The organism is Ancylobacter sp. IITR112 (assembly GCF_041415945.1).
Classification (GTDB): Bacteria; Pseudomonadota; Alphaproteobacteria; order Rhizobiales; family Xanthobacteraceae; genus Ancylobacter.
In genome coordinates this window covers 2,337,902-2,359,666 of the sequence record NZ_JBGCUS010000001.1, presented here as the reverse complement: position 1 = coordinate 2,359,666, position 21,765 = coordinate 2,337,902, and the positions used below count along the sequence as shown (strand labels likewise).

At 67.5% G+C, this 21,765-nt stretch carries 22 protein-coding genes; 8 read left to right on the top strand and 14 right to left on the bottom strand.

Translation table 11 applies throughout. The features are described 5' to 3' along the window. Positions 1-24: 24 nt before the first annotated feature. From AAC979_RS11225 to AAC979_RS11200, 6 genes are all read right to left on the bottom strand, one after another. Positions 25-900 carry a 23S rRNA (adenine(2030)-N(6))-methyltransferase RlmJ gene (locus AAC979_RS11225; protein ID WP_371346906.1) on the bottom strand — a complete coding sequence of 292 codons (876 nt, stop codon included), beginning with the start codon at positions 898-900 and terminating at the stop codon, positions 25-27. Continuing rightward, positions 897-1,580 carry a ribonuclease T gene (locus tag AAC979_RS11220; RefSeq protein WP_371346905.1) on the bottom strand — a complete coding sequence of 228 codons (684 nt, stop codon included), beginning with the start codon at positions 1,578-1,580 and terminating at the stop codon, positions 897-899. The genes AAC979_RS11225 and AAC979_RS11220 overlap by 4 nt, the downstream gene beginning before the upstream one ends. Beyond that, positions 1,577-2,182, bottom strand: coding sequence for a hypothetical protein (locus AAC979_RS11215; RefSeq protein WP_371346904.1), 606 nt, complete (start codon positions 2,180-2,182; stop codon positions 1,577-1,579). Before AAC979_RS11215 ends, AAC979_RS11220 begins: the two co-directional genes overlap by 4 nt. Before the next feature lie 96 nt (positions 2,183-2,278). Beyond that, a complete protein-coding gene (locus AAC979_RS11210; protein WP_371346903.1) occupies positions 2,279-2,632 on the bottom strand; it encodes a cupin domain-containing protein in 354 nt (117 codons plus the stop codon). Between the two features lie 171 nt (positions 2,633-2,803). Continuing rightward, positions 2,804-4,420 carry a regulator gene (locus AAC979_RS11205; RefSeq protein ID WP_371346902.1) on the bottom strand — a complete coding sequence of 539 codons (1,617 nt, stop codon included), beginning with the start codon at positions 4,418-4,420 and terminating at the stop codon, positions 2,804-2,806. A 75-nt stretch (positions 4,421-4,495) separates the two neighbouring features. Continuing rightward, the gene (locus tag AAC979_RS11200; protein ID WP_371346901.1) at positions 4,496-5,209 is read right to left on the bottom strand and encodes a cysteine hydrolase family protein; all 714 of its coding nucleotides are present in this window, start codon (positions 5,207-5,209) and stop codon (positions 4,496-4,498) included. 300 nt (positions 5,210-5,509) lie between these two features. On the opposite strand from AAC979_RS11200, the gene uvrB reads away from it, so the two are divergent. From uvrB to AAC979_RS11180, 4 genes are all read left to right on the top strand, one after another. Further along, on the top strand, positions 5,510-8,110 hold the full coding sequence (gene uvrB, locus AAC979_RS11195; RefSeq protein ID WP_371346900.1) for an excinuclease ABC subunit UvrB: 2,601 nt from the start codon (positions 5,510-5,512) through the stop codon (positions 8,108-8,110). A 6-nt stretch (positions 8,111-8,116) separates the two neighbouring features. Beyond that, positions 8,117-8,368, top strand: coding sequence for a hypothetical protein (locus AAC979_RS11190; protein ID WP_371346899.1), 252 nt, complete (start codon positions 8,117-8,119; stop codon positions 8,366-8,368). A 38-nt stretch (positions 8,369-8,406) separates the two neighbouring features. After that, positions 8,407-8,808, top strand: a complete 402-nt coding sequence (locus AAC979_RS11185; protein WP_371346898.1) for a DUF805 domain-containing protein — start codon at positions 8,407-8,409, stop codon at positions 8,806-8,808. A gap of 96 nt (positions 8,809-8,904) precedes the next feature. After that, positions 8,905-9,294: a DUF805 domain-containing protein gene (locus tag AAC979_RS11180; protein ID WP_371346897.1), complete on the top strand. Its 390-nt coding sequence runs from the start codon at positions 8,905-8,907 to the stop codon at positions 9,292-9,294. A 74-nt stretch (positions 9,295-9,368) separates the two neighbouring features. Here the strand turns inward: AAC979_RS11180 and AAC979_RS11175 are convergent, their stop codons facing one another. Both AAC979_RS11175 and AAC979_RS11170 read right to left on the bottom strand, forming a co-directional pair. Next, a complete protein-coding gene (locus AAC979_RS11175; protein ID WP_371346896.1) occupies positions 9,369-10,379 on the bottom strand; it encodes a Tim44 domain-containing protein in 1,011 nt (336 codons plus the stop codon). A gap of 305 nt (positions 10,380-10,684) precedes the next feature. Beyond that, complete coding sequence (locus AAC979_RS11170; RefSeq protein ID WP_371346895.1) at positions 10,685-10,858, bottom strand: hypothetical protein; 174 nt, start codon at positions 10,856-10,858, stop codon at positions 10,685-10,687. A gap of 403 nt (positions 10,859-11,261) precedes the next feature. On the opposite strand from AAC979_RS11170, the gene ppc reads away from it, so the two are divergent. From ppc to AAC979_RS11155, 3 genes are all read left to right on the top strand, one after another. Continuing rightward, positions 11,262-14,054, top strand: a complete 2,793-nt coding sequence (gene ppc, locus AAC979_RS11165) for a phosphoenolpyruvate carboxylase (RefSeq protein WP_371346894.1) — start codon at positions 11,262-11,264, stop codon at positions 14,052-14,054. 6 nt (positions 14,055-14,060) lie between these two features. Further along, positions 14,061-14,354: a cupin domain-containing protein gene (locus AAC979_RS11160; protein ID WP_371346893.1), complete on the top strand. Its 294-nt coding sequence runs from the start codon at positions 14,061-14,063 to the stop codon at positions 14,352-14,354. 67 nt (positions 14,355-14,421) lie between these two features. Beyond that, a complete protein-coding gene (locus AAC979_RS11155) occupies positions 14,422-15,054 on the top strand; it encodes an FMN-binding negative transcriptional regulator (protein ID WP_371346892.1) in 633 nt (210 codons plus the stop codon). 24 nt (positions 15,055-15,078) lie between these two features. Here the strand turns inward: AAC979_RS11155 and AAC979_RS11150 are convergent, their stop codons facing one another. Next, positions 15,079-15,837 carry a 3-keto-5-aminohexanoate cleavage protein gene (locus tag AAC979_RS11150; RefSeq protein ID WP_371346891.1) on the bottom strand — a complete coding sequence of 253 codons (759 nt, stop codon included), beginning with the start codon at positions 15,835-15,837 and terminating at the stop codon, positions 15,079-15,081. A 25-nt stretch (positions 15,838-15,862) separates the two neighbouring features. Further along, entirely contained in the window at positions 15,863-16,336 is a 474-nt protein-coding gene (locus AAC979_RS11145; protein ID WP_371346890.1) for a YaiI/YqxD family protein, read from the bottom strand. 354 nt (positions 16,337-16,690) lie between these two features. Between AAC979_RS11145 and ggt the strand changes: the two genes are divergently transcribed. After that, on the top strand, positions 16,691-18,442 hold the full coding sequence (ggt, locus tag AAC979_RS11140; protein WP_371346889.1) for a gamma-glutamyltransferase: 1,752 nt from the start codon (positions 16,691-16,693) through the stop codon (positions 18,440-18,442). An 88-nt stretch (positions 18,443-18,530) separates the two neighbouring features. Here ggt and AAC979_RS11135 read toward each other — a convergent pair whose 3' ends face one another. From AAC979_RS11135 to urtD, 4 genes are all read right to left on the bottom strand, one after another. Further along, a complete protein-coding gene (locus AAC979_RS11135) occupies positions 18,531-18,887 on the bottom strand; it encodes a zinc ribbon domain-containing protein (protein WP_371346888.1) in 357 nt (118 codons plus the stop codon). Between the two features lie 107 nt (positions 18,888-18,994). Next, complete coding sequence (gene fmdA, locus AAC979_RS11130) at positions 18,995-20,224, bottom strand: formamidase (protein ID WP_371346887.1); 1,230 nt, start codon at positions 20,222-20,224, stop codon at positions 18,995-18,997. Positions 20,225-20,296: 72 nt separating this feature from the next. Then, positions 20,297-20,986 (bottom strand): urea ABC transporter ATP-binding subunit UrtE, encoded by a 690-nt coding sequence (gene urtE / locus AAC979_RS11125; protein ID WP_244375750.1) that lies wholly within the window; start codon positions 20,984-20,986, stop codon positions 20,297-20,299. Positions 20,987-20,996: 10 nt separating this feature from the next. Continuing rightward, the gene (gene urtD / locus AAC979_RS11120) at positions 20,997-21,764 is read right to left on the bottom strand and encodes an urea ABC transporter ATP-binding protein UrtD (protein ID WP_371346886.1); all 768 of its coding nucleotides are present in this window, start codon (positions 21,762-21,764) and stop codon (positions 20,997-20,999) included. Position 21,765: the final 1 nt, after the last annotated feature.

Genomic DNA, 21,765 nt, shown 5'->3' with positions numbered 1-21,765 from the left:
ACGGGAGCGGGCGCGAGAGCGGGTTCAGCGCTCCGGCGTCAGCCAGCCAACCCGCACCCGGCCGGCGCCATCGGTGGCGAGCACCGGGGCGAGGGCGCCAAGCACGCTGCGCAGCTCCTCGGCCAGGGTGAAGGGCGGGTTGACCACGATGAGGCCGCAGCCGGTCATGGTGTCGGCCTGCCGCACGGCGCGCAGGTCGAACTGGATGTTCAGCGTCTTGGGGATGCCGGCGCGTTCGATCTCGCGGCGGAAGGCATCGACCGCACGCACATCCTTGATCGGGTACCACAGGAGATAGATGCCGCCGGCCCAGCGCTTATGCGCCTCGGCGAGGCCGTGGGCGAGACGGTGGAACTCGCCCGGCTCCTCGAAGGGCGGATCGACCAGCACCACGCCGCGCCGTTCCTTGGGCGGCACATAGGCGCCGAGCGCCTGCCAGCCATCGGTGGCGAGCACCTTGGCGCGGGCGTCGCGGCCGATCGCCTCTTCCAGCGCGGCGCGCACGCCGGGTTCGGTCTCGCACAGCAGCAGCCGGTCCTGCGGGCGGGTGAGCGCCTGGGCGATGAGCGGCGAGCCGGGGTAGCGGGAGAGGCTAGCGGCCAGTGCCGCATCGTCCGCCGCCGCCGGGTTCACCGCCCGCACCGCGTCGAGCCAGGGGGCGAGCAGTTCGGCCACCGCCGGGGTGAAACGGGCGCGCAGCACGGCGCCGATGCCGCCTTCCCATTCGCCGGTGCGGCGGGCCTCCTCGCCGGCGAGGTCGTAGAGGCCGGCGCCGGCATGGGTGTCGATGACGCGATAGGCGGCATCCTTGCGCCCGAGATAGGCAAGGATGCGGGCGAGCACGACATGCTTGACGACATCGGCGAAATTGCCGGCATGGAAGGCGTGGCGGTAGTTCATTCTGTCCTCTGTGGCGCCGGCCCGGCCTCGCGCTGCGGCGGCATCACCACACGCTCCGCCCGGCAGGCGCGGCGGTCGACCTCGGGGCAGGGCGTGAAGTCCAGCGTGCGGCTGAGGCAGAGGCGGACCTCGGTGAGCCGGCGCCCGTCGCAGGCGACCGCGATCATGTCCGGCGCCAGCCCGGGATTGGCGGCACGGAAGGCGGCCTCGACCTCGCCCGGCGAGACCATGCGATAGGCGTCGAGCCGGTGAAACTCGTCCGGGATCTTCACCCGCTCATAGGCGCGGCGCAGCGTGGCGAAATAGCCGGCGGAATCGGCGCCGTCGCAGGTGCCGTGCTTGCGCCACTCGTGCAGCACCAGCCGGCGGCTCGGCATGATGTCGAGCATGGAGCGCAGCAGCGGCTCCGGCAGGAAGGGGGCGGGGCTGACGCAGCTTTCCGGCCAGCCACGCTCATATTGCGGCCACAGCCCATGCACAACGAAGGCGAAGGGGCGGGCGGTGGCGCATTGCGTCGGCTCGGCGCGCGCGCCCATGGCCTCGCAATAGGAGGGCGACCAGGACAAAGCGAGGACATAATGGTCGAACCGTCCCGGCTCGCCCTTGCTCTGGGCGGCGGCAGAGAGCGGGGAGAGCAGCAGCGCGGCGAGGGCAAGCCCCGCCGCCCGCGCCCGCCTCACGGACGGGCCATGCGGCAATTCGGGGCGTAGGTCCAAGAACGGTCGAAGCCTTCGACGCAGAAATCGACGCCCCAGGAGGCGCCGAGGAAGCCGCCATCCTCGATGATCGAGTACCAGACGGTGTGGGTGCGCGGCATGCCGGGCGCCTTGCCGACCGGCCTGACCGCGGCCTTGCCGGTCATGTGCCCATCATAGGCGCCGCTGCCATAGGCGCCCTCGGTCTCGAAATTCGGCGTGCCCTCGACGCCGGAGATGATCACCTCGGCGCGGCAATAGCGCCGGGGTATGTATTCCTCGCCCCAGGGCCGGAAAGCGACCTCGCGCACCTGGTCGATGCGGTCGATGGTGAGCTTGGAGTTCCAGAAGCGCGATTCGGTGGTGGCGAAGTCGCTCTGGATCTTCGACAGGGCGCCGGGCGTGTCGCAGGCCGGGACATTGCCGCTGTAATTGGGGCCGGAGAGCCAGAAATTCTTCTCGAAGAAATTGGCGGCCTCGGCGCTGCCGAGCGAGGCGGCGAGGATGAACAGTGTGGCCGCGCCGGTCGCGGTGCGCGCCATTGCCCGCTTCACCCGTCCCTTGGCCTGCTTCATCTCGGTCCGCATCGCACGTCTCCTACAGAGTCTGCCGCGAAGATGCGTCGGCCCCGCCGCGCGGTCAATGACGGCAAGGCCACACCTCGCGGGATTTGCGCAAGGTTCTCAGATAAGGCGGATGACGTAGTGCTTGCGGGTGGTCTCGACGACTTCCCACACGCCCTTGAAGCCCGGACGCAGGGCGAAGGTGTCGCCCGCCTTCACCGTTACCGGCGGCTGGCCATCCTCATGCAGGATGGAGACGCCGGCGAGGATGGAGCAGAACTCCCATTCCTCGTAATCCACCCGCCAGGCGCCGGGCGAGGATTCCCAGATGCCGGCGAACAGCGCGCCATCGGGCAGGGTTTCCGCGTTCCAGGTGAGGTGGCGCGGGTCGCCGGACAGCACGCGCTCGGGCAGAGGCGCGGTTTCCTCCGGCGCGCCGAGGGTGGCCGGGTCGAAGGACAGCAGGAACGACATCAGGAACCTCGCGGGCGGTCAGGAGAGACGCGCCGTCAGCGTGCCTCATGTTGGCCGGAAGAATGGTGGCCGGAAGAATGGTGGCCGGAAGCAAGAGCGGCGCGGCCATCCTGCGGGATGTGCCGCGCCGTCTCAAGCTGCTTCGATACCCCCCAGCATCGAAGCAAAAGCCTATTCCGCCGGTGCCGGCTGCGGCCCTGACGCCGTTTGGGCGGCGGGCGCCCCCTCCAGCGCGGCATATTTGGCGCAGCCGAACAGGAAGCCGGCAACCAGAAGGTAAGCAAATGCTACCCCCGGTGTCACGCCAAATCCGACGCTTTCCCCGTGCATGAAGCCGAAAAAGGTGAGCACCGCGCCGGCCAGGGCGAAAGCGGCGGCATTGACGAATTGCCGTTCGACCACGAACACGCCGATGGCGCCGAGCACGAGGCCGACCAGAATCGCGCCGCCGCCCATCACTTCCAGCCCGTGATAGAGCACGCCGGCGCCCCCGAGCTTCTCCAGCCCCAGCGCGGCGGCGGAGGTGCCGGCGACGCCGAGCGTGTTGTCGATCAGCAGCTTGGCCCAGGCGGCGAGGTGGGGCGTGAGCGCCAGCACCACGGCGGGGGCGTGTTTGGCCGGCGTGGTCTGGAACGCCTGCGCCCCGATCAGCATGCCGATATAGAGCAGGATGGGCGAGATGGCGACGACCGGGATCAACGCCAGCAAAAGGGCGATGATGCCGAACCAGGACAGCACGATGACCATGAGGCCGGTGGCGGCGGAATAGCCGATGCGCCCGCCCATCGACTTCCAGCCAGGGTGGCCGATATAGACCGCGTTGATGAAGGGATTGCCCATCAGGCAGCCGATCAGGCTGACCACGCCATCGGCGGTGAGCACGCGGGTGGTGGGGTAATGGTCGCCCGCCGCCTCGGCGCTTTCCACATTGTCCATCGCCTCGACCAGATCATAGATGCCGAAGGGAATGGCGGTGACGAGGATGACGCCGAGATAGCTGAAGCCGTGGAAGACGTGGTCGACGGCCGGCAGCGGCACCGCGAAGCCGAAATTGCTGACGGCGCTGCCGACATTGGCGAGGCTCATGCCGCCATAGTTCAGCCCGACGAGATTGGAGCCCCAGGCGATGGCCATGCCCACGGCGATGGCGATGAGCCCGGCCGGGATACCGCGCGGATATTTCACCCCGCCGAACCAGCTCACCATGATGATGGCGAAGCAGGTGAGGCCGATCACCGGGGTGGCGAAGATCTCGAAGGCCGGGCGCATGGAGATGAAGGCGATGGACACGCCTGCCAGCGTGCCGAGCAGCGCCGCGCGCGGGGTGATCTTGCGGATATAGGGCGCGACGAAGCCGCCGATCATCAGGATGAAGCTCTGGAAGAACACCCAGACGAGGCCGGCTTCCCAGCCCTGGACAGGGTCGCCGGTCGCCGCGCCGATGGGGAGCATGATGACGAAGGTGACGACGAACATGTGCGGCACGGAAATGCCGGAGGGCAGGGCGCAGACATCGTCGCGCCCGCTCTGCTTGGCCAGCTGGTAGCCGAGCCAGGCGTAATAGGCGGTGGAGAGGAACATCATCAGCCCCACCGCCGGCAGGATGCGGCCGAAGACGATGTCGGGCGGCATTTTCAGCACGAATTGCAGCAGGCCGGTCAGCACCAGCATGTTGACGAGAATGTTGGTGCCGAAGCCGAACAGGGCGTTCCAGTCGCCGCGCGTCCACAGGCTGGGGCGCATGCCGGTGCGGGCGGGTGAGATCGGGGTCATTTCAGTCGCGGACATGCTCGGTATCCCTCGAAGAACGAATGACGGGGACGCGGTGAAAGCGGCGCCGTGCGCCGGAGGCGGCAGGCGGGTTCAGGCAGCGCTGGCCGAGGCCGAGGCGGGCGGGGCGGGGAGCGCGGCGAGCAGGGCGGCGGAATCCGACACCCAGCCGAAAATGCCGCCCTGCGCCTTGATCATCTCCAGCCCGACGCGGTGAAATTCGGGGATGTAGGAGGCGCAGCAATCGGCCAGCGCGACGCAGCGATAGCCGCGGTCATTGCCCTCGCGGATGGTGGTGTGGACGCAGACCTCGGTGGTGACGCCGGCCACCAGCAGCGTGTCGATGCCCCGGTTCTTCAGCATGAGTTCGAGGTCGGTCTGGTAGAACGCGCCCTTGCCGGGCTTGTCGAGCACCGGCTCCCCAGGCGCGGGGGCGAGTTCGGCGATGATGTCGTGGCCGGGCTCGCCGCGAATGAGGATGCGCCCCATCGGCCCGGCGCAGCCGATGCGGGCCGTGGGCGAGCCGCGCTCCACCTTGGCCGGCGGGGCGTCCATCATGTCCGGGCGATGGCCCTCGCGGGTGTGGATGACGAGGAGGCCGGCCGCGCGGGCGGCGGCGAGCACGGCCTTGCAGGGCTCCACCGCCGCCTGCAGCCGCGACACGTCATTGCCCAGCGTCTCGCCGAAGCCGCCGGGCTCCAGGAAATCGCGCTGCATGTCGATGATGATCAGCGCCGCGCGGGCCGGGGCGAAAGCGAGCGGCGCGGGCTCGGCGGCGAGGAGGGCTTCGGACGGTGTCGCGGGCATGAGCGGCCTGCCTTGTTCGTTGCATGCAATGGTGCATGCAGAAAGCGTGCCGCTCGTGCCTTGCGGGCGTGACTAATTTAAATGTTGAAAATCAATAGTCTATGAGAATGTTCGTCTCAGGTACCCGGGAGCGACAGGGTGCACCATCCGCTCCATCATACCAATATGCCTATATAAAAGGCACGTATCTCCGGCGCGCAAACTGTGATGTGCTGCCGCTGTGCGGGCGACCGGAACGGCCGGGGCCGCCGCGCGCCGGCGGCTCTTCCCACCGCCGCCGCCGCACCCCATATTGCGGCCATGGCCAAAGCAGCACGTCCCGGCGGATTCTCCGAGCGCTCCCAGCGCGCTTTCGAGCCCGCGCAATCCGCCACGCTCGATCCCGCCCTTGCCGAAAAGCTCGGCGTGGCGCCGACCTCGGGCGCCTCCGCCACCGTCGCCGCGCTGTCGGCGCTGATCGAGGGCGGCCGGCCCGAAGTGGACGGCCAGCTCTGGGTGCCGCATCGCCCGGCGCGGCCGGAGAAATCCGAAGGCGGCGTCAAATTCGTGCTGAAGTCCGACTACACGCCCAATGGCGACCAGCCGCAGGCGATCGAGGAACTGTGCAAGGCGGCGCAGGAGGGCGAGCGCGACCAGGTGCTGCTGGGCGTCACCGGCTCGGGCAAGACCTTCACCATGGCCAACGTGATCCAGCGCCTGCAGCGCCCGGCGCTGGTGCTGGCGCCGAACAAGACGCTGGCGGCGCAGCTCTATGGCGAGTTCAAGAGCTTCTTCCCCGACAATGCGGTGGAGTATTTCGTCTCCTATTACGACTACTACCAGCCCGAAGCCTATGTGCCGCGCACCGACACCTTCATCGAGAAGGAATCGTCGATCAACGAACAGATCGACCGCATGCGCCACTCCGCCACGCGCTCGCTGCTGGAACGCGACGATGTGATCATCGTCGCCTCGGTCTCCTGCATCTACGGTATCGGCTCGGTCGAAACCTATGCCTCGATGACCTTCAAGATCGAGGTGGGGGAGCGCATCGACCAGCGCGCTTTGCTCGCCGATCTCGTGGCGCTGCAATACAAGCGCACCCAGGGCGATTTCGGCCGCGGCACCTTCCGGGTGCGTGGCGACGTGATCGAGATTTTCCCGGCGCATTACGAGGACCGGGCCTGGCGCGTCTCGCTGTTCGGCGACGAGGTGGAGAGCATCCAGGAATTCGATCCGCTGACCGGCCAGAAGTCGCAGGACCTGAAATTCGTCAAGCTCTACGCCAATTCGCACTATGTGACGCCGCGCCCGACACTGATTCAGGCCATCCAGGGCATCAAGGCCGAGCTGAAGATGCGGCTCGACGAGTTCAACGCCATGGGCCGGCTGTTGGAAGCGCAGCGGCTGGAACAGCGCTGCACCTTCGACATCGAGATGATGGAGGCGACGGGAAGCTGCGCCGGCATCGAGAACTATTCGCGCTGGCTTACCGGCCGCCAGCCGGGCGAGCCGCCGCCGACCCTGTTCGAATATGTGCCCGACAACGCGCTGATCTTCTGTGACGAGAGCCACGTCACCGTGCCGCAGATCGGCGCCATGTATCGCGGCGACTTCCGCCGCAAGGCGACGCTGGCGGAATATGGCTTTCGCCTGCCGAGCTGCATGGACAACCGGCCGCTTCGCTTCGAGGAATGGGAGGCGATGCGGCCGCAGACCGTGCACGTCTCGGCGACGCCCGGCAAATGGGAGATGGAGCGTACCGGCGGCGTGTTCGTGGAACAGGTGATCCGCCCCACCGGTCTTGTCGATCCCGAGGTCGAGGTGCGCCCGGCGCGCACCCAGGTCGACGACCTGCTCGGCGAGGTGCGCGCCACCACGGCGAAGGGCTATCGCACGCTGGTGACGGTGCTCACCAAGCGCATGGCCGAGGACCTGACGGAATATCTGCACGAGAACGGCATCCGCGTGCGCTACATGCATTCGGACATCGACACGATCGAGCGCATCGAAATCCTGCGCGATCTGCGACTCGGCGCCTTCGACGTGCTGATCGGCATCAACCTGCTGCGCGAGGGCCTCGACATTCCCGAATGCGGGCTGGTGGCGATCCTCGATGCCGACAAGGAAGGCTTCCTGCGCTCGGAAACCTCGCTGATCCAGACCATCGGCCGCGCCGCGCGCAATGTCGACGGGCGGGTGCTGCTCTATGCCGACAACATCACCGGCTCGATGGAGCGGGCGATGGCGGAGACGCAGCGCCGCCGCGAGAAGCAGATCGCCTGGAACACCGAGAACGGCATCACCCCGGAGACGGTGCGCAAGGCGATCGGCGATATTCTCAACAGCGTCTATGAGCGCGACCATGTGACGGTCGATACCGGCCTCGCCGAAGGCGCCGCCACCTATGGCAACAACCTCGCCACCGTGATCGCCGACATGGAAAAGCGCATGCGCAAGGCGGCGGCCGATCTCGACTTCGAGCAGGCCGCGCGGCTGCGCGACGAGATCAAGCGCTTGCAGGCCACCGAGCTGGTGCTCTCCGACGATCCGCTGGCGCGGCAGGACAGCGTGGACGAGCGCACCGGCGGCTATCGCGGCGAGCGCAAATATGGCCGCGCCGCCAATCTGCCGGAGAAGAAGGGCAAAGGCGGCACCTCCGGCCGGCGCTCCTCGCCCGGCCATGTCTCCTCCGGCCACGAGGCGCGGGCCGACGAGGCGCAGGCGGCTTACGAGCCGGGCGAGCCTTCCATGTTCGGGCCGTCCGGCACGTCGCGAATCGTGAAGCCGTCGCTCGACGATATGGGCCCCGGCACCGACCGGGTGGAGCCGCTGCGGGTGGAGGACTGGGTGCGCCCGGAACGGCCGGACCCAATGACCAAGGGCTATCGCAAGGGCGGAAGGCGCGCGCCGAAAAGGTGAGGGGACATGAGCAAGTACGAGCCGCTGGGGACATATCTTGCGGGACAGCCGGGCAGGCGGGTGGCACTCGACTTTCCGGCGATTGAGGCTGTGCTGCGGTTCCCGCTTCCCGGGAGCGCTCATCGCTATCCGGCATGGTGGGCCAATGAGATCAATGGCCGGCATGTCCAGGCCCATGCTTGGATGGATGCCGGCTGGCGCGTTGATGGAATCGATCTGCTCAAGAAGGAGGTTGTCTTCGCGAGGCGCGGTTGCTGATGTAGAATGCACCGTCAGGTCGTGATCGGGGATCATCAATGACGTTCGCGCAGGCTGCTTCCAGTGCGCTCAGAAAGTACGCCACCTTTTCAGGGCGCGCTTCTCGTTCTGAATTTTGGTGGTTTGTCTTATTTTACACTGTTGCTATTTGGGGCGTCGTCTTAGTTGCGGGGCTTCTCGGCTATTTTCTGTTTTTGATCGTTTTTGGTAGCCCGCACGGGGTTCCCGCCGTAGCGCGGGCGCTCGCTCATCTGGCCGCCCTTTTCATGGCTATGCCTTTCCTCGCTGTGTGCGTTCGCCGCTTCCATGACATGGACCGCACCGGCTGGTGGTTTTTGATTTGTTTCACCGGCATCGGCGTCGCGGTCATGTATATGTGGTTCATGTTCAAGGGCACCTCCGGCCCGAACCGCTTCGGGGCTGACCCGCTGCAAGCCTGACCCACAGCGAAGAAGGCGCCTCCTGCCGGCCCTATGGTGTTCCGCCGCTTTCGTGCCAAGAATAGGCGGCGATGCCAATGAGGCACGGGGGATGAGATGACCTTCACGCAGGCGGTTTCCAGCGTTCTCGGCCAATACGCCACCTTCACCGGGCGCGCGCCGCGCTCGGAGTACTGGTGGTTCATCGTGTTCTACATCCTGGTGAATATCGCGGCGGGCGTGCTCGACACCGCGCTGTTCGGCGCGTTCTCGCTGCTGACCTTCGGTGAGATCAACGCCTTCACCCCCATCACCACGCTGGTCGGGCTGGCGCTGCTGCTTCCCTCGCTCGCTGTCGGGGTCCGGCGCTTCCATGACATGGATCGCACCGGCTGGTGGCTGCTGATCAGCCTCACCGGCATCGGCGTGTTTATTCTCTTCTTCTGGTTCATGGTGAAGGGCACGACCGGCCCCAACCGTTTCGGACCGGACCCGCTGCAGGGCTGAGGGGCGGGAGCCTGACGCGCATGAAAAAGGGCGGCCCGCGCCGCCCTTTCGCTTGTTTCGGATAGGGCCGCCGTTCAGCCCTGCTGGATGGCGCTGAGCTTCCATTGGCCACGCGGCGGTCGGGCGAAGGTCCAGAACTCCACCGCCTGCTCCAGCCGGTCCGGGTCGCCCTGCACGACGCGGCCGGTGGCCTTGTCGAGGGTGACGTCCTTCAGCTCGTAGCGCATGGCGACGGTGGCGTACTCCGTGTCGCCTTCCGACCAGGCTTCGGACAGGTCGCCCTGCAGCAGTTTCACGTCGGTGACGCGGTTCTCCAGCCCGTCGCGCGCCATCTCGTCCAGTTCCTCGCCCATATAACCGGCCATTTCCGGCGTCAGCAGCGTGGAAAGAGCGGCCTTGTCGGCGCGGCTATAGGCGGCCTGCACCTCGGTGAGGCTGCGCTCGAAAGTGTCGAAGTCTGAGCCTTCCAGCTTGATCGGCTTGCCGCGCGGGGCGGTGCCGAAGCCGGCCCGGGGAGCGGCGCCGCCGCTCATGGCGCCGCCCATGGCGCCAGGCTGCGCGGTGGGGCCGGCACCGTTCATCGCGTCCCGGTTCAACGGATCAGGCCGCGCGCCGCCGGCATAGGAGGGCTGGTTGCGCGAGCGCAGCCAACCCATCACCAGCCGGACGACGATGAAGATGAGCGCCACCTGCAGCAGCAGGCCGAGAATGCCGGCGAGGCTGCCAAGGCCGTAGAAGAAGCCGGAGCCCATCAGCAGGCCGAAAAGGCCGGCTCCAAGCAGGCCCCCCATCAACCCGCCCATGAAGCCGCCGCGATTGAAGAAGCCGCGCGGCTGCGCGCCGGGCGCCCGGGCGGCGGTCGCGGCCTGGTTCTGCGGGGTTGCGGAGCGCTGCAGCGGCTGGGCGGTGGGTGCGGTCGGCGTGGGAGCGGGCGTCGACCAGCTACGTGTGCCGCGGCTGCCGAAGCTTCCGCTGCGGCCGGCGCGGGCCTCGGCAAAGTCGGTCGCCACCAGCACGCCGGCGGCGATGAACAGAGCGCCGATCATCAGACGCAGGGCGAAGGGACGCGAACGCGGGAAAAGCAAGGGCTTGGCCTCTCTCGTAGGGTTTCGTGCGGAGTTGCCGCAACGTCATCCATATGGGGAGAAGCGGGCCGGAATCCAGCCCCTGCCACCGGCTTGCGCCGGGTGCTGGGGCATCAGTGGCGCCGGGGCCGGCGCCACGTCGCGCTTTGCGGGCGGGACACAATCCCGTGAAACCGGCGCCCTGCGCTACGAAGCCGGCGCCCGGGCGAGGCTGCCTGCTGGCGCCGACATCCAGCGTCGCCACGGCTCGTTGCAGCCGCGCGGCGCCATTGAAGCGTCGCGCGCCCGGCGGGGGCAGACCAGACTCAGAAGCCGAGCCGCGATTCGATCGCCGCGATCGAGCCCGTCGGCGCGATCACCGGCTTCTTCTCGCGCGCGTCGGCGGGACGCAGCGGCGAGAGGGCGCCGGTATAGGAAGTCTTCGGCTGGGGGGAAGCGAGGGGGGCCTGAACCTCATTTCGGTTCATGACGGGGGGCATTTGAAAGTCCTTCCTGAGACGCTTTACGCTGTGAGTCATACCCGGCCACGCGGCCGGCCTTATCGGGTCAACACGGCCTCTCGGCCCTCTGTTCCAAAGAGCACCGCCGCAGGCCGGCGCTCCTGATGCTCTTTATGAACCCTCAACCATGAAGCTTTCCTGAGCATGGCGTTCATCCTGGCGGGGGATTCGTTCACAATCGGGGCGGCTCTGCGGCAATGGCGCGAAACCTTTCGGGTGTGGCCCAATGGCCTCAGTTCGCGCCGGCGGAAGGCGGCGCAAGCCGGGCCGCGACGCTCTCGCGCCCCGGCGCGCCGCGCCTTGCCGGGGATAAAGGCGACCGCACGGGTGTCATCCACGGCATGCTAATTGCTAAGTTGCCTACGCCTTAAGGAGTATCGCCATGTCCGTTGCCCTGACCATCGCCCTTTCCGATGCCGAACCCGAAGCCGATGGCGAACTCGACCTGTCGCTGCGCGAGGACATTCGTATGCTCGGCCGCGTGCTGGGCGACACGCTGCGCGACCAGGAAGGCGAGCCGACCTATGAGCTGGTGGAGCATATCCGCCGGGTTTCCACCCGCTTCCACCGCGAGGAGGACGAGGGCGCCCGCCACGAACTCGAAGCGATACTGAGCGATCTCGGGCCGGACCAGACGATCTCCATCGTCCGCGCCTTCTCCTATTTCTCGCATCTCGCCAATATCGCCGAGGACCAGAACGTCATCCGCCGCATGCGGGCGGCGGCGGTGAATGGCAGCGCGACGGGGCCGGCCACAGTGGCGCGGGCGCTGGAGCGGGCGCGCGCGGCGGGCATTTCCACCGCCGATCTGCGCGCCTTCTTCGAAACCGCCCTGGCGAGCCCGGTGCTTACCGCCCACCCGACCGAGGTGCGCCGCCGCTCCACCCTGACCCATGAAATGAAGGTGGCCGAACTGCTGGCCGACCGTTCCCGCCGCGAGCCGACGCCCGACGAGCAGGAGATGGCGGCGGCGGAGCTGCGCCGCCGCGTGTTGATGCTGTGGCAGACCAACCTGCTGCGCCGGACCAAGCTGACGGTGCTGGACGAGGTGGCGAACGGCCTCGCCTATTACGACTACACCTTCCTGCGCCAGTTGCCCGCGCTCTATGCCGCGCTGGAAGACCGGCTGGCGGCGATGGAAGGCTGCGCCGGCGACGCGCCGGAAATTGCCTCTTTCCTGCGCGTCGGGAGCTGGATCGGCGGCGACCGTGACGGCAATCCCTTCGTCACTGCCGAGGTGACGCGCGAGACCATGCGGATGCAGAGCGCGCAGGCGGTGCGCTTCTATCTCGAAGAACTCGACAGCCTCGGCGCCGAACTCTCCATCAGCACCATCCGGGTCAGCGTGTCGAGCGACCTGCTGGCGCTGGTCGATGCCTCGCCCGATCTTTCGCCCCACCGGCGCAACGAGCCCTACCGGCTCGCCGTCACCGCCATTGCCTCGCGCCTGCGTGCCACCGCCTTCCGGCTGGAAGTGGCCGATCTTCTCGGCATCACCCAGATGCCGGCGGCCCGGCCCTATGGCTCGGCGGCGGAGCTGCGTGCCGATCTCGACATCATCGACGCCTCGCTGAAGGCGCACCGCTCCGGCGTGATCGCCGGTGGCAAGCTGCGCGCGCTGCGTCGCGCGGTGGATGCCTTCGGCTTCCACCTCGCCGTGCTCGATTCCCGGCAGAATTCCGACGTGCATGAGCGCTGCGTCGCCGAACTGTTCGAGGTTGCCGCTCCCGGCACGAATTACAAGGCGCTGCCCGAGGGCACCCGCGTCGCGCTGCTGCTGCGCGAACTCACCACGGCGCGCCCGCTCACCTCCCCCTTCGCCGCCTATGCCGACGAGACGGTGGGTGAACTCGCCATGCTGCGCACCTGCGCCCGCATTCACGCGATCTACGGCCCGGAGGCGATCCAGACCTGCATCATCTCCAAGGCGGAGAGCGTCTCCGACATGCTGGAGCTGGCGCTGCTGCTGAAGGAGGTCGGCCTGGTCGACCCCGCCGGCGCCTCGTCGGTCAATATCGTGCCGCTGTTCGAGACCATTGGCGACCTGCGCAACGCGGCGAAGGTGATGGAGCAGATGTTCCGCCTGCCGGAATACCGCAAGCTGGTCGACAGCCGCGGCGGCATGCAGGAGGTCATGCTCGGCTATTCCGACAGCAACAAGGATGGCGGCTTCCTGACCTCCGGCTGGGAACTCTACAAGGCCGAGATCGAGCTGATCGAGGTGTTCAAGCGCCATGGCGTGCGGCTGCGCCTGTTCCACGGGCGCGGCGGCTCGGTGGGGCGTGGCGGCGGGCCGAGCTACGACGCCATCCTCGCCCAGCCGGGCGGGGCGGTGCAGGGGCAGATCCGCATCACCGAGCAGGGCGAGATCATCTCGTCCAAATATTCCAACCCGGCGGTGGGGCGCGGCAATCTCGAAATCCTGGCTGCCGCGACGATGGAGGCGACGCTGCTCTCCGGCGACGCCAAGGCGCCGCGCGAGGAATACCTCACGGTGATGGAGGAACTCTCCGACGCTGCCTTCGCCGCCTATCGCGCGCTGGTCTACGAGACGCCGCGCTTCGAGGATTATTTCTGGGAATCGACGGTCATCAACGAGATCGCGACGCTGAACATCGGCTCGCGCCCCGCCTCGCGCAAGAAGACGCGGCGGATCGAGGATCTGCGCGCCATTCCCTGGGTGTTCTCCTGGGCGCAGTGCCGGCTGATGCTGCCGGGCTGGTATGGCTTCGGCACGGCGGTGCGGCACTGGCTGAAGGCGCATCCGGACGGCCTGCCGCTCCTGCAGGAAATGTATCGCGAATGGCCGTTCTTCCGCACCCAGCTTTCCAATATGGACATGGTGCTGTCGAAGAGCTCCATCGCCATCGCCTCGCGCTATGCCGCGCTGGTGGAGGATGCGGAATTGCGCGAGAGCATTTTCGGCCGCATCCGCGCCGAGCATCAGGGCGCCATCGACGCGCTGCTGGCGATCTCGCAGCAGCCGGCGCTGCTCGGCTCCAACCCGTTGCTGGAACGCTCGATCCGCGCCCGCTTCCCCTATATCGACCCGCTCAACCATGTGCAGGTCGGCCTCCTGCGCAAATACCGCGCCAATGACACGGACGAGAAGGTGCTGCAGGGCATCCAGCTCACCATCAACGGCATTTCCGCCGGGCTGCGGAACTCGGGGTGACGCGCCATGGCTTTTGCCTGCACCATACCGGCGGTGGCGACGCAATTGGCGGATGACGCGCGGGTTCGCATCACCCGCTGGGACTTCGCCCCCGGCGCCACCACCGGCTGGCATGAGCACGCCATGGACTATGCCATCGTCTTCCTCACCGACGGGCTGATGGAAGTCGATGTCGACGGGACGGTGACGCAGGTGCGGATGAGCGCCGGCGGCGCCTATTCCCGCCCGGCCGGCATCCGCCACGATGTGCGCAATGCCGGCGAGGCGCCGATGAGCTTCGTCGAGGTGGAGATGAAATAGGCGGCGGTGGCGTGGGGCGGGCGCAGGCTATAGTGTCGCCTCCGCCGCGCCCGTTCCCGAGCCTGCCATGTACACGCCGCCCGCCTTTCGCGAAGACGACCCCGCGATCCTGCGCCAGATCATGCGCGAGGCGCGGCTGGCGACGCTGGTCACCGCCTCCGCCGAGGGGCTGATGGCGACGCCGCTGCCGCTTTTCCTCGCGGAAAGCGAGGGCGAACACGGTGTGCTCTACGGCCATCTCGCCCGTGCCAACCCCCAGTGGCGCACGCCGCCCCTCGGCGAGGCGCTGGTGCTGTTTTCCGGCGCGGATGCCTACATCACGCCGAGCTGGTACGCCGCCAAGGCCGAGCATGGCAAGGTGGTGCCGACCTGGAATTACGAGGCCGTGCACGCCTATGGCCCGGCCGAATTCTTCGACGATACGGAGCGGCTGCACGTGGCCGTGTCCCGGCTCACCGCGCGGCATGAAGAGGGGCGCGCCGCACCCTGGGCGGTCGAGGACGCTCCAGAGAGCTTCATAGCCAGCCAGTTGCGCGGCATTGTCGGGCTGCGCCTGCCTATCAGCCGGCTGGAAGGCAAGCGCAAAATGAGCCAGAACCGTTCCGAGGCCGACCGCGCCGGCGTTGCCGCCGGCCTTGCCGAGAGCGAGCGGCCGGACGAGCGGCGTGTGGCGGCGATGATCCCGATGCCGCGCGGCTGACGCCTCTCACCGGCGGGAAGTATCTCACCCCGCCAGCGGCGGCACGGCGTCCGGCGGCAGGTTGGGGGCGACGCGGGCGAGGCGGAAGGCGGCCTTGATCAGCGCGGCATTGTCCGCCGCCTCGCTGCCATCGGGCAGGTGCTTGCCGTCTTCCAGCCCGATGCGCCCGTCAAGCCCGCGCATCAGCGCGTCCTGGTAGAGCGGCCAGACGGTGGCGTCGAAACCGTGCTGCAGCACCGGCACGTCGAGGCTGGCGCGTGCCAGCACCTTGCGGATGGCGGTCGCCACCGCGAGCGCTTCCTCGACATCCTGCTCGTTGATCTCAATGAGGATGCGCAGGCACTGCTTCGCCTCGGGCAACGCGACGAAGCGTTCCGCATCCGCTGCCGACCACAGTCCCGCCTCCACGCCGATGCCGCGCGACAGCGCAAGGGCGATCATCTCCGGCGCGTCTTCCTCGATGAGGTTCACCGACACATAATCGGGCAGGACGGTCCAGCCCTGCACCGCTTTCAGCCGCCCCGCGCCGCCGGGGGCGATGCCGGCATGAGTGGAGAGGCCGAGGGGCACTCCGGGCGCGCGGGCGCGGATTGCCTCGATCACGGCGGCGATCATGGCGGGGTCGAGCGTCTGTGCGCCGGAGGCGTCACGCGGGTGCAGGTGCAGTTCGCTCGCTCCGGCGGCGACCACGGCGGCGGCGTCGGCCGCGAGTTCGGCGGGAGTGAGCGGCGTGTGGGGGTGGAAGGCGCGGTCACGCGCGCCGTTTAGGCAGGCCTGCAGCATCGACGTCTCCTGATGTCCTGCGCCATCAACCCGCTATGAAGCCCTTTCGTTTCAAACGCTGAACGGCGCGTTCCAGCGATTGCAGAAATTCCGAGCGATCGCGCGGGGAAAAGGGGCGGGGGCCGCGCGTGATCTCGCCGGCTTCGCGCAAGTCCGCCATCAGGTTGCGGGTAGCAAGCTGCATGCCGATGGAGGCGGCGGTGAAGGGCTTTCCCGTCGGGCCGATGGCCTCCGCGCCCTTCGCCACCACCCGCGCGGCCAGCGGCACGTCGGCGGTGATGACGAGGTCGCCCTCTTCCACCCGCTCGACGATCCAGTCATCGGCCACGTCGGGGCCGGCGGATACGATGACGCGCTCCACGTCCGCGTCGCGCGGGATGGCGATCCAGGAATTGGCGACCAGAAACACCCTCAGCCTGTGGCGGGCGGCGACGCGGTAGGTCTCGTCCTTCACCGGGCAGGCATCGGCGTCGATATAGATGAGGATCGGCTTGGACAAAGCAATCTCTGAGGTATCGGGCTGGCCTCAAGCAAGAAGGGCTGCCCGTGAGAGCAGCCCTTCCCATGTCAGACCGCGGTTCGGCCCGGTAACTGCCTAGAAGGGCAGTGCGACGTATCGCATCACGCGGAACGAACCTCAGAAGAGGCAAGCGTCCAGGTCACGGATACCGACGACCGCGGATCAAGACGATCAGACACTGGATCACCTCCTTTCGATTGTTGACGACAACTGAAGCTTAGACCGATTCGTGGAAAGGTCACGCGCTTGTTGCAGTGCGGGGCGGAAATCGACTGTTCACATCGCGTTACGGCGCGCAATCTTGAGTGCACGACAAGCGGGAGGGGGACGGACATGAAGCTGTGGCACGGACTTGTCGCCTTGGCGCTCATCGCCAGCCCGCTGCAGGCGCAGCAGGCTTCCGACGTGCGGGCGCCGGAGGCGGCGGGCGCGCTGGCCACCGCGCCGAAATCCGCCATCGGCACGCGCTGGATGGTGACGGCGGCGAACCCGCTGGCGGCGGAGGCCGGCGCGGCAATGCTGCGCGCGGGCGGCAACGCCGTCGACGCCATGGTCGCGGTGCAACTGATGCTCGGCCTCGTCGAGCCGCAATCCTCCGGCCTCGGCGGAGGTGGCTTCCTGGTCTATTGGGACGCCGCGACCCGCACGCTCACCACTTTTGACGCGCGTGAGACCGCCCCGCGCGCGGCGACGCCGACCCTGTTCCAGGACGCTGAGGGTCAGCCGCTCGCCTTCATGGAGGCGGTTATCGGCGGGCGCTCGGTCGGCACGCCCGGCACGCCGGCGCTGCTGGAGACGGTGCATCGCCGCTATGGCCGCCTCGGCTGGGAGGCGCTGTTTGCCCCAGCGCTGGAGCGGGCGGAGAACGGCTTTGCCGTCTCGCCCCGCCTTGCCGGACTGATCGCCGGCGATGTCGACACGCTCAAGCGGGATGCTGCCGCCAAGGCCTATTTCCTCGATGCCGCCGGCGCGCCGCTGGTGGCGGGCACGGTGCTGAAGAACCCGGCCTATGCGCAGACGTTGCGCCTGCTGCGCGACCGAGGCGCGGCGGCGTTCTATGACGGCGCGCTGGCACAGGATATCGTCGCGGCGGTGCGCGGCGCGGCCAATCCCGGTCTGCTGGCGCGTCAGGATTTCGAGGACTACGAGGTGAAGGAGCGCCCGCCCGTGTGCGGCGCCTATCGCGGCCTGGAGGTCTGCGGCATGGGCCCGCCCAGTTCCGGGGCGCTCACCTTGGGCCAGATTCTCGGCCTGCTGGAACCCTATGATTTAGGGGCGCTCGGGCCTTTCTCGCCCGAGGCATGGCGGCTGATCGCCGATGCCTCGCGCCTCGCCTTCGCCGACCGCGAACGCTACATGGCCGATAGCGACTATGTGCCGATGCCGACCAAGGGCCTGCTGGCGCGGGATTATCTCGCTGAGCGGGCCAAGCTGCTCGCCGGCGACGACGCGCTGCCCGAGGTCGCACCGGGCAATCCGACGTGGGACCACGCCTCGGTGGCGCCGGCGCGGGCGGACGGGCTGGCGCCGGAACTGCCCTCCACCACCCAGATCACCATTGTCGACGGCGCGGGCAATATCGTCTCCATGACCTCGACCATCGAGGCCGGATTCGGGTCGCGGCTGATGGTGGGCGGCTTCCTGCTCAACAATGAGCTGACCGACTTTTCCTTCCGCTCGCACAAGGACGGGGTGCCGGTGGCCAACCGGGTGGAGCCGGGCAAGCGACCGCGCTCCTCGATGACGCCCACAATCGTGCTGAAGGACGGAAAGCCAGTGCTGGCGCTGGGCTCACCCGGCGGCAGCCAGATCATCGGCTATGTCGCCAAGACACTGATCGCCCATTTCGACTGGGGGATGAGCCTGCCCGACGCCATCGCTGCGCCCAATGTGTTGGCACGCTTCGACGCGGTGGAGATCGAGGCGGGAACGGCGGCGGAGGCGCTGGCGCCGGGCCTCGCCGCGCTCGGCTTCAGCGTGAAGACAGGGGCGATGACATCGGGCGTGCAGGCGGTGGCGATCACGCCGCAGGGGCTGCTCGGCGCCGCCGACCCCCGCCGCGAGGGGGTGGCGATCGGGGAGTGAGAGGCGCGGGGTCTGGTCCTGCCGTCATCCCGGATCGCGCCTTTGGCGCGTCCGGGATGACGGCGGTCAGGCAGGCGCGCTCAGGGCCTCAATGGCTGATCATCCACGGCCGGGCGGCGGGGAAGCTCTTGGCGCCTGAGGCGGCGGTGGCGGTCTTTGATTTCTTCGAACGGCTCTTCATGCCGCCGGAGCAGCAGGAACAGCTCGACGGGTGCCGCTTGGCCGCATATTCGCCCGTCGTCATCGGCGCGTGGCTGGCGCGTTCATTGGTGGCGTGGGCGGCAAAGCTCTCGCGCGACATTCCGGAGAAATGCGGCGCGGTGAGCAACACGCGCGGGGCCATGGCGCCGCAATCGGGGCAGGGCTGCGGGGCCTGATACTCGCTCATCGGCCGCATCGCGGTGAAATCGCCGCAGCTTGCGCATTCATATTCATAGACGGGCATCGGCATGTCCCTGTGTACGGGTCTTGAGCGCGACCCCTTGGGCGTTTCCTGAGAGGGGCGGGGCGACGCATGGCGTCGCCCCGCAGGCACCGGACGTCAGAGGGGGGTCAAAGGTCCGGTGACAGCGGCATGTCGATGGAACCGTCGAGGAATTTCGTCGGTCCGGCCGCGGTGGGGTTGATGTCGAAGTCGAAGATCTCGGTCGGCAGCCACAGCGTGGCGCAGGCATTGGGAATGTCGACCACGCCGGAGATGTGCCCCTGCACCGGCGCGGTGCCGAGGATCGAATAGGCCTGTGCGCCGGAATAGCCGAATTTCTTCAGATATTCGATGGCGTTGAGGCAGGCCTGGCGATAGGCGATGTGGACGTCGAGATAGTGCTGGCCGCCGGCCTCGTCGACCGAGATGCCCTCGAAGATCAGATAGTCCTTGTAGTTCGGCGTCACCGGCGAGGGCTTGAAGATCGGGTTCTTGATCCCGTACTTCGCCATGCCGCCCTTCAGCACCTCGACCTTGAGATGCACCCAGCCGGCCATTTCGATGGCGCCGCAGAAGGTGATCTCGCCGTCGCCCTGCGAGAAGTGCAGGTCGCCCATGGAGAGGCCGCCGCCTTCGACATAGACCGGGAAATAGATCTTCGAGCCGCGCGACAGATCCTTGATGTCGCAATTGCCACCATGCTCGCGCGGCGGCACGGTGCGCGCGCCGGTGGCGGCAGCCGCGTCCCGCGCGTCGCCGGTGAGCCGGCCCATATGGGCGGTGGCGGCGAAGGGCGGCACGGCGAGGGCGGGCACGCGGGTCGGGTTGGTGTCGATCAGCGCCTGCTCGCGGGTGTTCCAGGTCTCCAGCAGCTTCGGGTCGGGCAGGCAGCCGATCAGGCCGGGATGGATCAGCCCGGCGAAGTTCACCCCCGGGACATGGCGCGAGGAGGTGTACATGCCCTTGAAGTCCCAGATCGACTTCTGGGCCAGCGGGAAATGGTCGGTGAGGAAGCCGCCGCCATTCTTCTTGGAGAAGAAGCCGTTGAAGCCCCACTGGCTGTCCGGCATGGCGCCGATGTCGAGCAGGTCGACCACCAGAAGGTCGCCGGGCTCGGCGCCCTTCACGCCGATGGGACCGGAGAGGAAGTGCACGATCGACAGGTCGATGTCGCGCACATCGTCGGCGGAATCGTTGTTCTTGATGAAGCCGCCGGTCCAGTCATAGGTCTCGACGATGAAATCATCGCCCGGCTTCACCCAGGCCACCATCGGAATGTCCGGGTGCCAGCGGTTGTGAACCATGTCGTTGTCATAGGCCGACTGGTTCAGGTCGACTTTGATAAGCGTCTCGGTCATGCGTCTCACTCCCCGTGGACATGCTGGGATCTTGGGAAAGCGGTAAAAGCGGGTTTGGCGCTCCGGCGCGGCCTAGACCGACAGGAAGCGGGCGACCTTGGCCTCATCCACATCGGCGCGGCGGTCCTCGTGGACGATCTCGCCGTTCTCGATCACCAGCACGCGGTCGGCGATATCGAGGGCGAAGGACAGCACCTGCTCCGACACCACGATGGACAGGCCCCGCTCGTCGCGGATGCGCTTCAGCGTGCGGGCCATGTCGCGGATGATCGAGGGCTGGATGCCCTCGGTCGGCTCGTCGAGCAGCAGCACCTTGGGCGCGGTGGCGAGCGCGCGGGCGATGGCGAGCTGCTGCTGCTGGCCGCCGGAGAGATTGCCGCCGCGCCGGCCCTTCATTTCCAGCAGCACCGGGAACAGCTCGTAAATGTCCGGCGGGACCTTGCTTTCGCCGCGCGGGATCAGCCCGGTCTCGATGTTCTCCTGCACCGTCATGGTGGAGAAGATCATGCGGCCCTGCGGCACATAGGCGACGCCGTTCTTGACCCGCTCATAGCTCTTCAGCCGGGTGATGTCGGTGGCGCCGACGCTCACCGCGCCGCTCTTGGTCGGCACGATGCCCATGAGCGACTTCATGAGCGTGGTCTTGCCCATGCCGTTGCGGCCCATGATGGCGATGATCTCGTTGGGCGCGACGGTGAAGTTGAGCCCGTGCAGAACCTCGCTCTCGCCATAGGAGACGTGCAGCTTCGATACGTTCAGCATGATGCGCCCCTCAATGGCCGAGATAGACTTCGATGACCTTCGGGTCCGCCTGGACCTTGGCCATCGAGCCTTCCGAGAGAATCTTGCCCTGGTGCAGCACCGTCACCTTGTGGGCGATGTCCTCGACGAACTTCATGTCGTGCTCGATCACGATCACCGAGCGGTCCTTGATGATGGTGTTGAGCAGTTCCGCCGTCTTCTTGCGCTCGGACACGCTCATGCCGGCCACCGGCTCGTCGAGCATCAGGAGTTCCGGGTCCTGGATCAGCAGCATGCCGATCTCCAGCCACTGCTTCTGCCCGTGCGAGAGATATTCGGCGCGCTGGTCGAGCTGGTCGGCGAGGAAGATGGTCTCCGCCACCTCCTGCACCCGTTCCTTCACCGCGCGGTCGCGGCGGAAGGTCAGCGCCCCGGCTACGGAACGGCCCTTGGGGTAGGAGATTTCCAGATTCTCGAAGACGGTGAGGTCCTCATAGATCGAGGGATTCTGGAATTTGCGCCCGACGCCGGCGCGGACGATCTCATGCTCCTTCATCCGGGTCAGTTCGCGGTCCTTGAACCGGATCGAGCCCGTGGTCGCCTTGGTGCGTCCGCAGATGAGATCGAGCACCGTGGTCTTGCCGGCGCCATTGGGGCCGATGATGACGCGGATCTCATTCTCGTCGACATAGAAGGACAGGTCGTTGACCGCCTTGAAGCCGTCGAAGGAGACGGTGAGGCTTTCCACCGCCAGGACGAAGTCCTTGTTCATGGAGTCGGTGATGACTTGGCTGTTCATG

Bases quoted from the DNA above. Each gene is read 5' to 3' on its own strand.
- AAC979_RS11225 (WP_371346906.1), bottom strand. From the start codon at position 900: ATGAACTACCGCCACGCCTTCCATGCCGGCAATTTCGCCGATGTCGTC.
- AAC979_RS11215 (WP_371346904.1), bottom strand. From the start codon at position 2,182: ATGCGGACCGAGATGAAGCAGGCCAAGGGACGGGTGAAGCGGGCAATG.
- AAC979_RS11210 (WP_371346903.1), bottom strand. From the start codon at position 2,632: ATGTCGTTCCTGCTGTCCTTCGACCCGGCCACCCTCGGCGCGCCGGAG.
- AAC979_RS11205 (WP_371346902.1), bottom strand. From the start codon at position 4,420: ATGTCCGCGACTGAAATGACCCCGATCTCACCCGCCCGCACCGGCATG.
- AAC979_RS11200 (WP_371346901.1), bottom strand. From the start codon at position 5,209: ATGCCCGCGACACCGTCCGAAGCCCTCCTCGCCGCCGAGCCCGCGCCG.
- uvrB (WP_371346900.1), top strand. From the start codon at position 5,510: ATGGCCAAAGCAGCACGTCCCGGCGGATTCTCCGAGCGCTCCCAGCGC.
- AAC979_RS11190 (WP_371346899.1), top strand. From the start codon at position 8,117: ATGAGCAAGTACGAGCCGCTGGGGACATATCTTGCGGGACAGCCGGGC.
- AAC979_RS11185 (WP_371346898.1), top strand. From the start codon at position 8,407: ATGACGTTCGCGCAGGCTGCTTCCAGTGCGCTCAGAAAGTACGCCACC.
- AAC979_RS11180 (WP_371346897.1), top strand. From the start codon at position 8,905: ATGACCTTCACGCAGGCGGTTTCCAGCGTTCTCGGCCAATACGCCACC.
- AAC979_RS11170 (WP_371346895.1), bottom strand. From the start codon at position 10,858: ATGCCCCCCGTCATGAACCGAAATGAGGTTCAGGCCCCCCTCGCTTCC.
- ppc (WP_371346894.1), top strand. From the start codon at position 11,262: ATGTCCGTTGCCCTGACCATCGCCCTTTCCGATGCCGAACCCGAAGCC.
- AAC979_RS11160 (WP_371346893.1), top strand. From the start codon at position 14,061: ATGGCTTTTGCCTGCACCATACCGGCGGTGGCGACGCAATTGGCGGAT.
- AAC979_RS11155 (WP_371346892.1), top strand. From the start codon at position 14,422: ATGTACACGCCGCCCGCCTTTCGCGAAGACGACCCCGCGATCCTGCGC.
- AAC979_RS11150 (WP_371346891.1), bottom strand. From the start codon at position 15,837: ATGCTGCAGGCCTGCCTAAACGGCGCGCGTGACCGCGCCTTCCACCCC.
- ggt (WP_371346889.1), top strand. From the start codon at position 16,691: ATGAAGCTGTGGCACGGACTTGTCGCCTTGGCGCTCATCGCCAGCCCG.
- AAC979_RS11135 (WP_371346888.1), bottom strand. From the start codon at position 18,887: ATGCCCGTCTATGAATATGAATGCGCAAGCTGCGGCGATTTCACCGCG.
- fmdA (WP_371346887.1), bottom strand. From the start codon at position 20,224: ATGACCGAGACGCTTATCAAAGTCGACCTGAACCAGTCGGCCTATGAC.
- urtE (WP_244375750.1), bottom strand. From the start codon at position 20,986: ATGCTGAACGTATCGAAGCTGCACGTCTCCTATGGCGAGAGCGAGGTT.
- urtD (WP_371346886.1), bottom strand. From the start codon at position 21,764: ATGAACAGCCAAGTCATCACCGACTCCATGAACAAGGACTTCGTCCTG.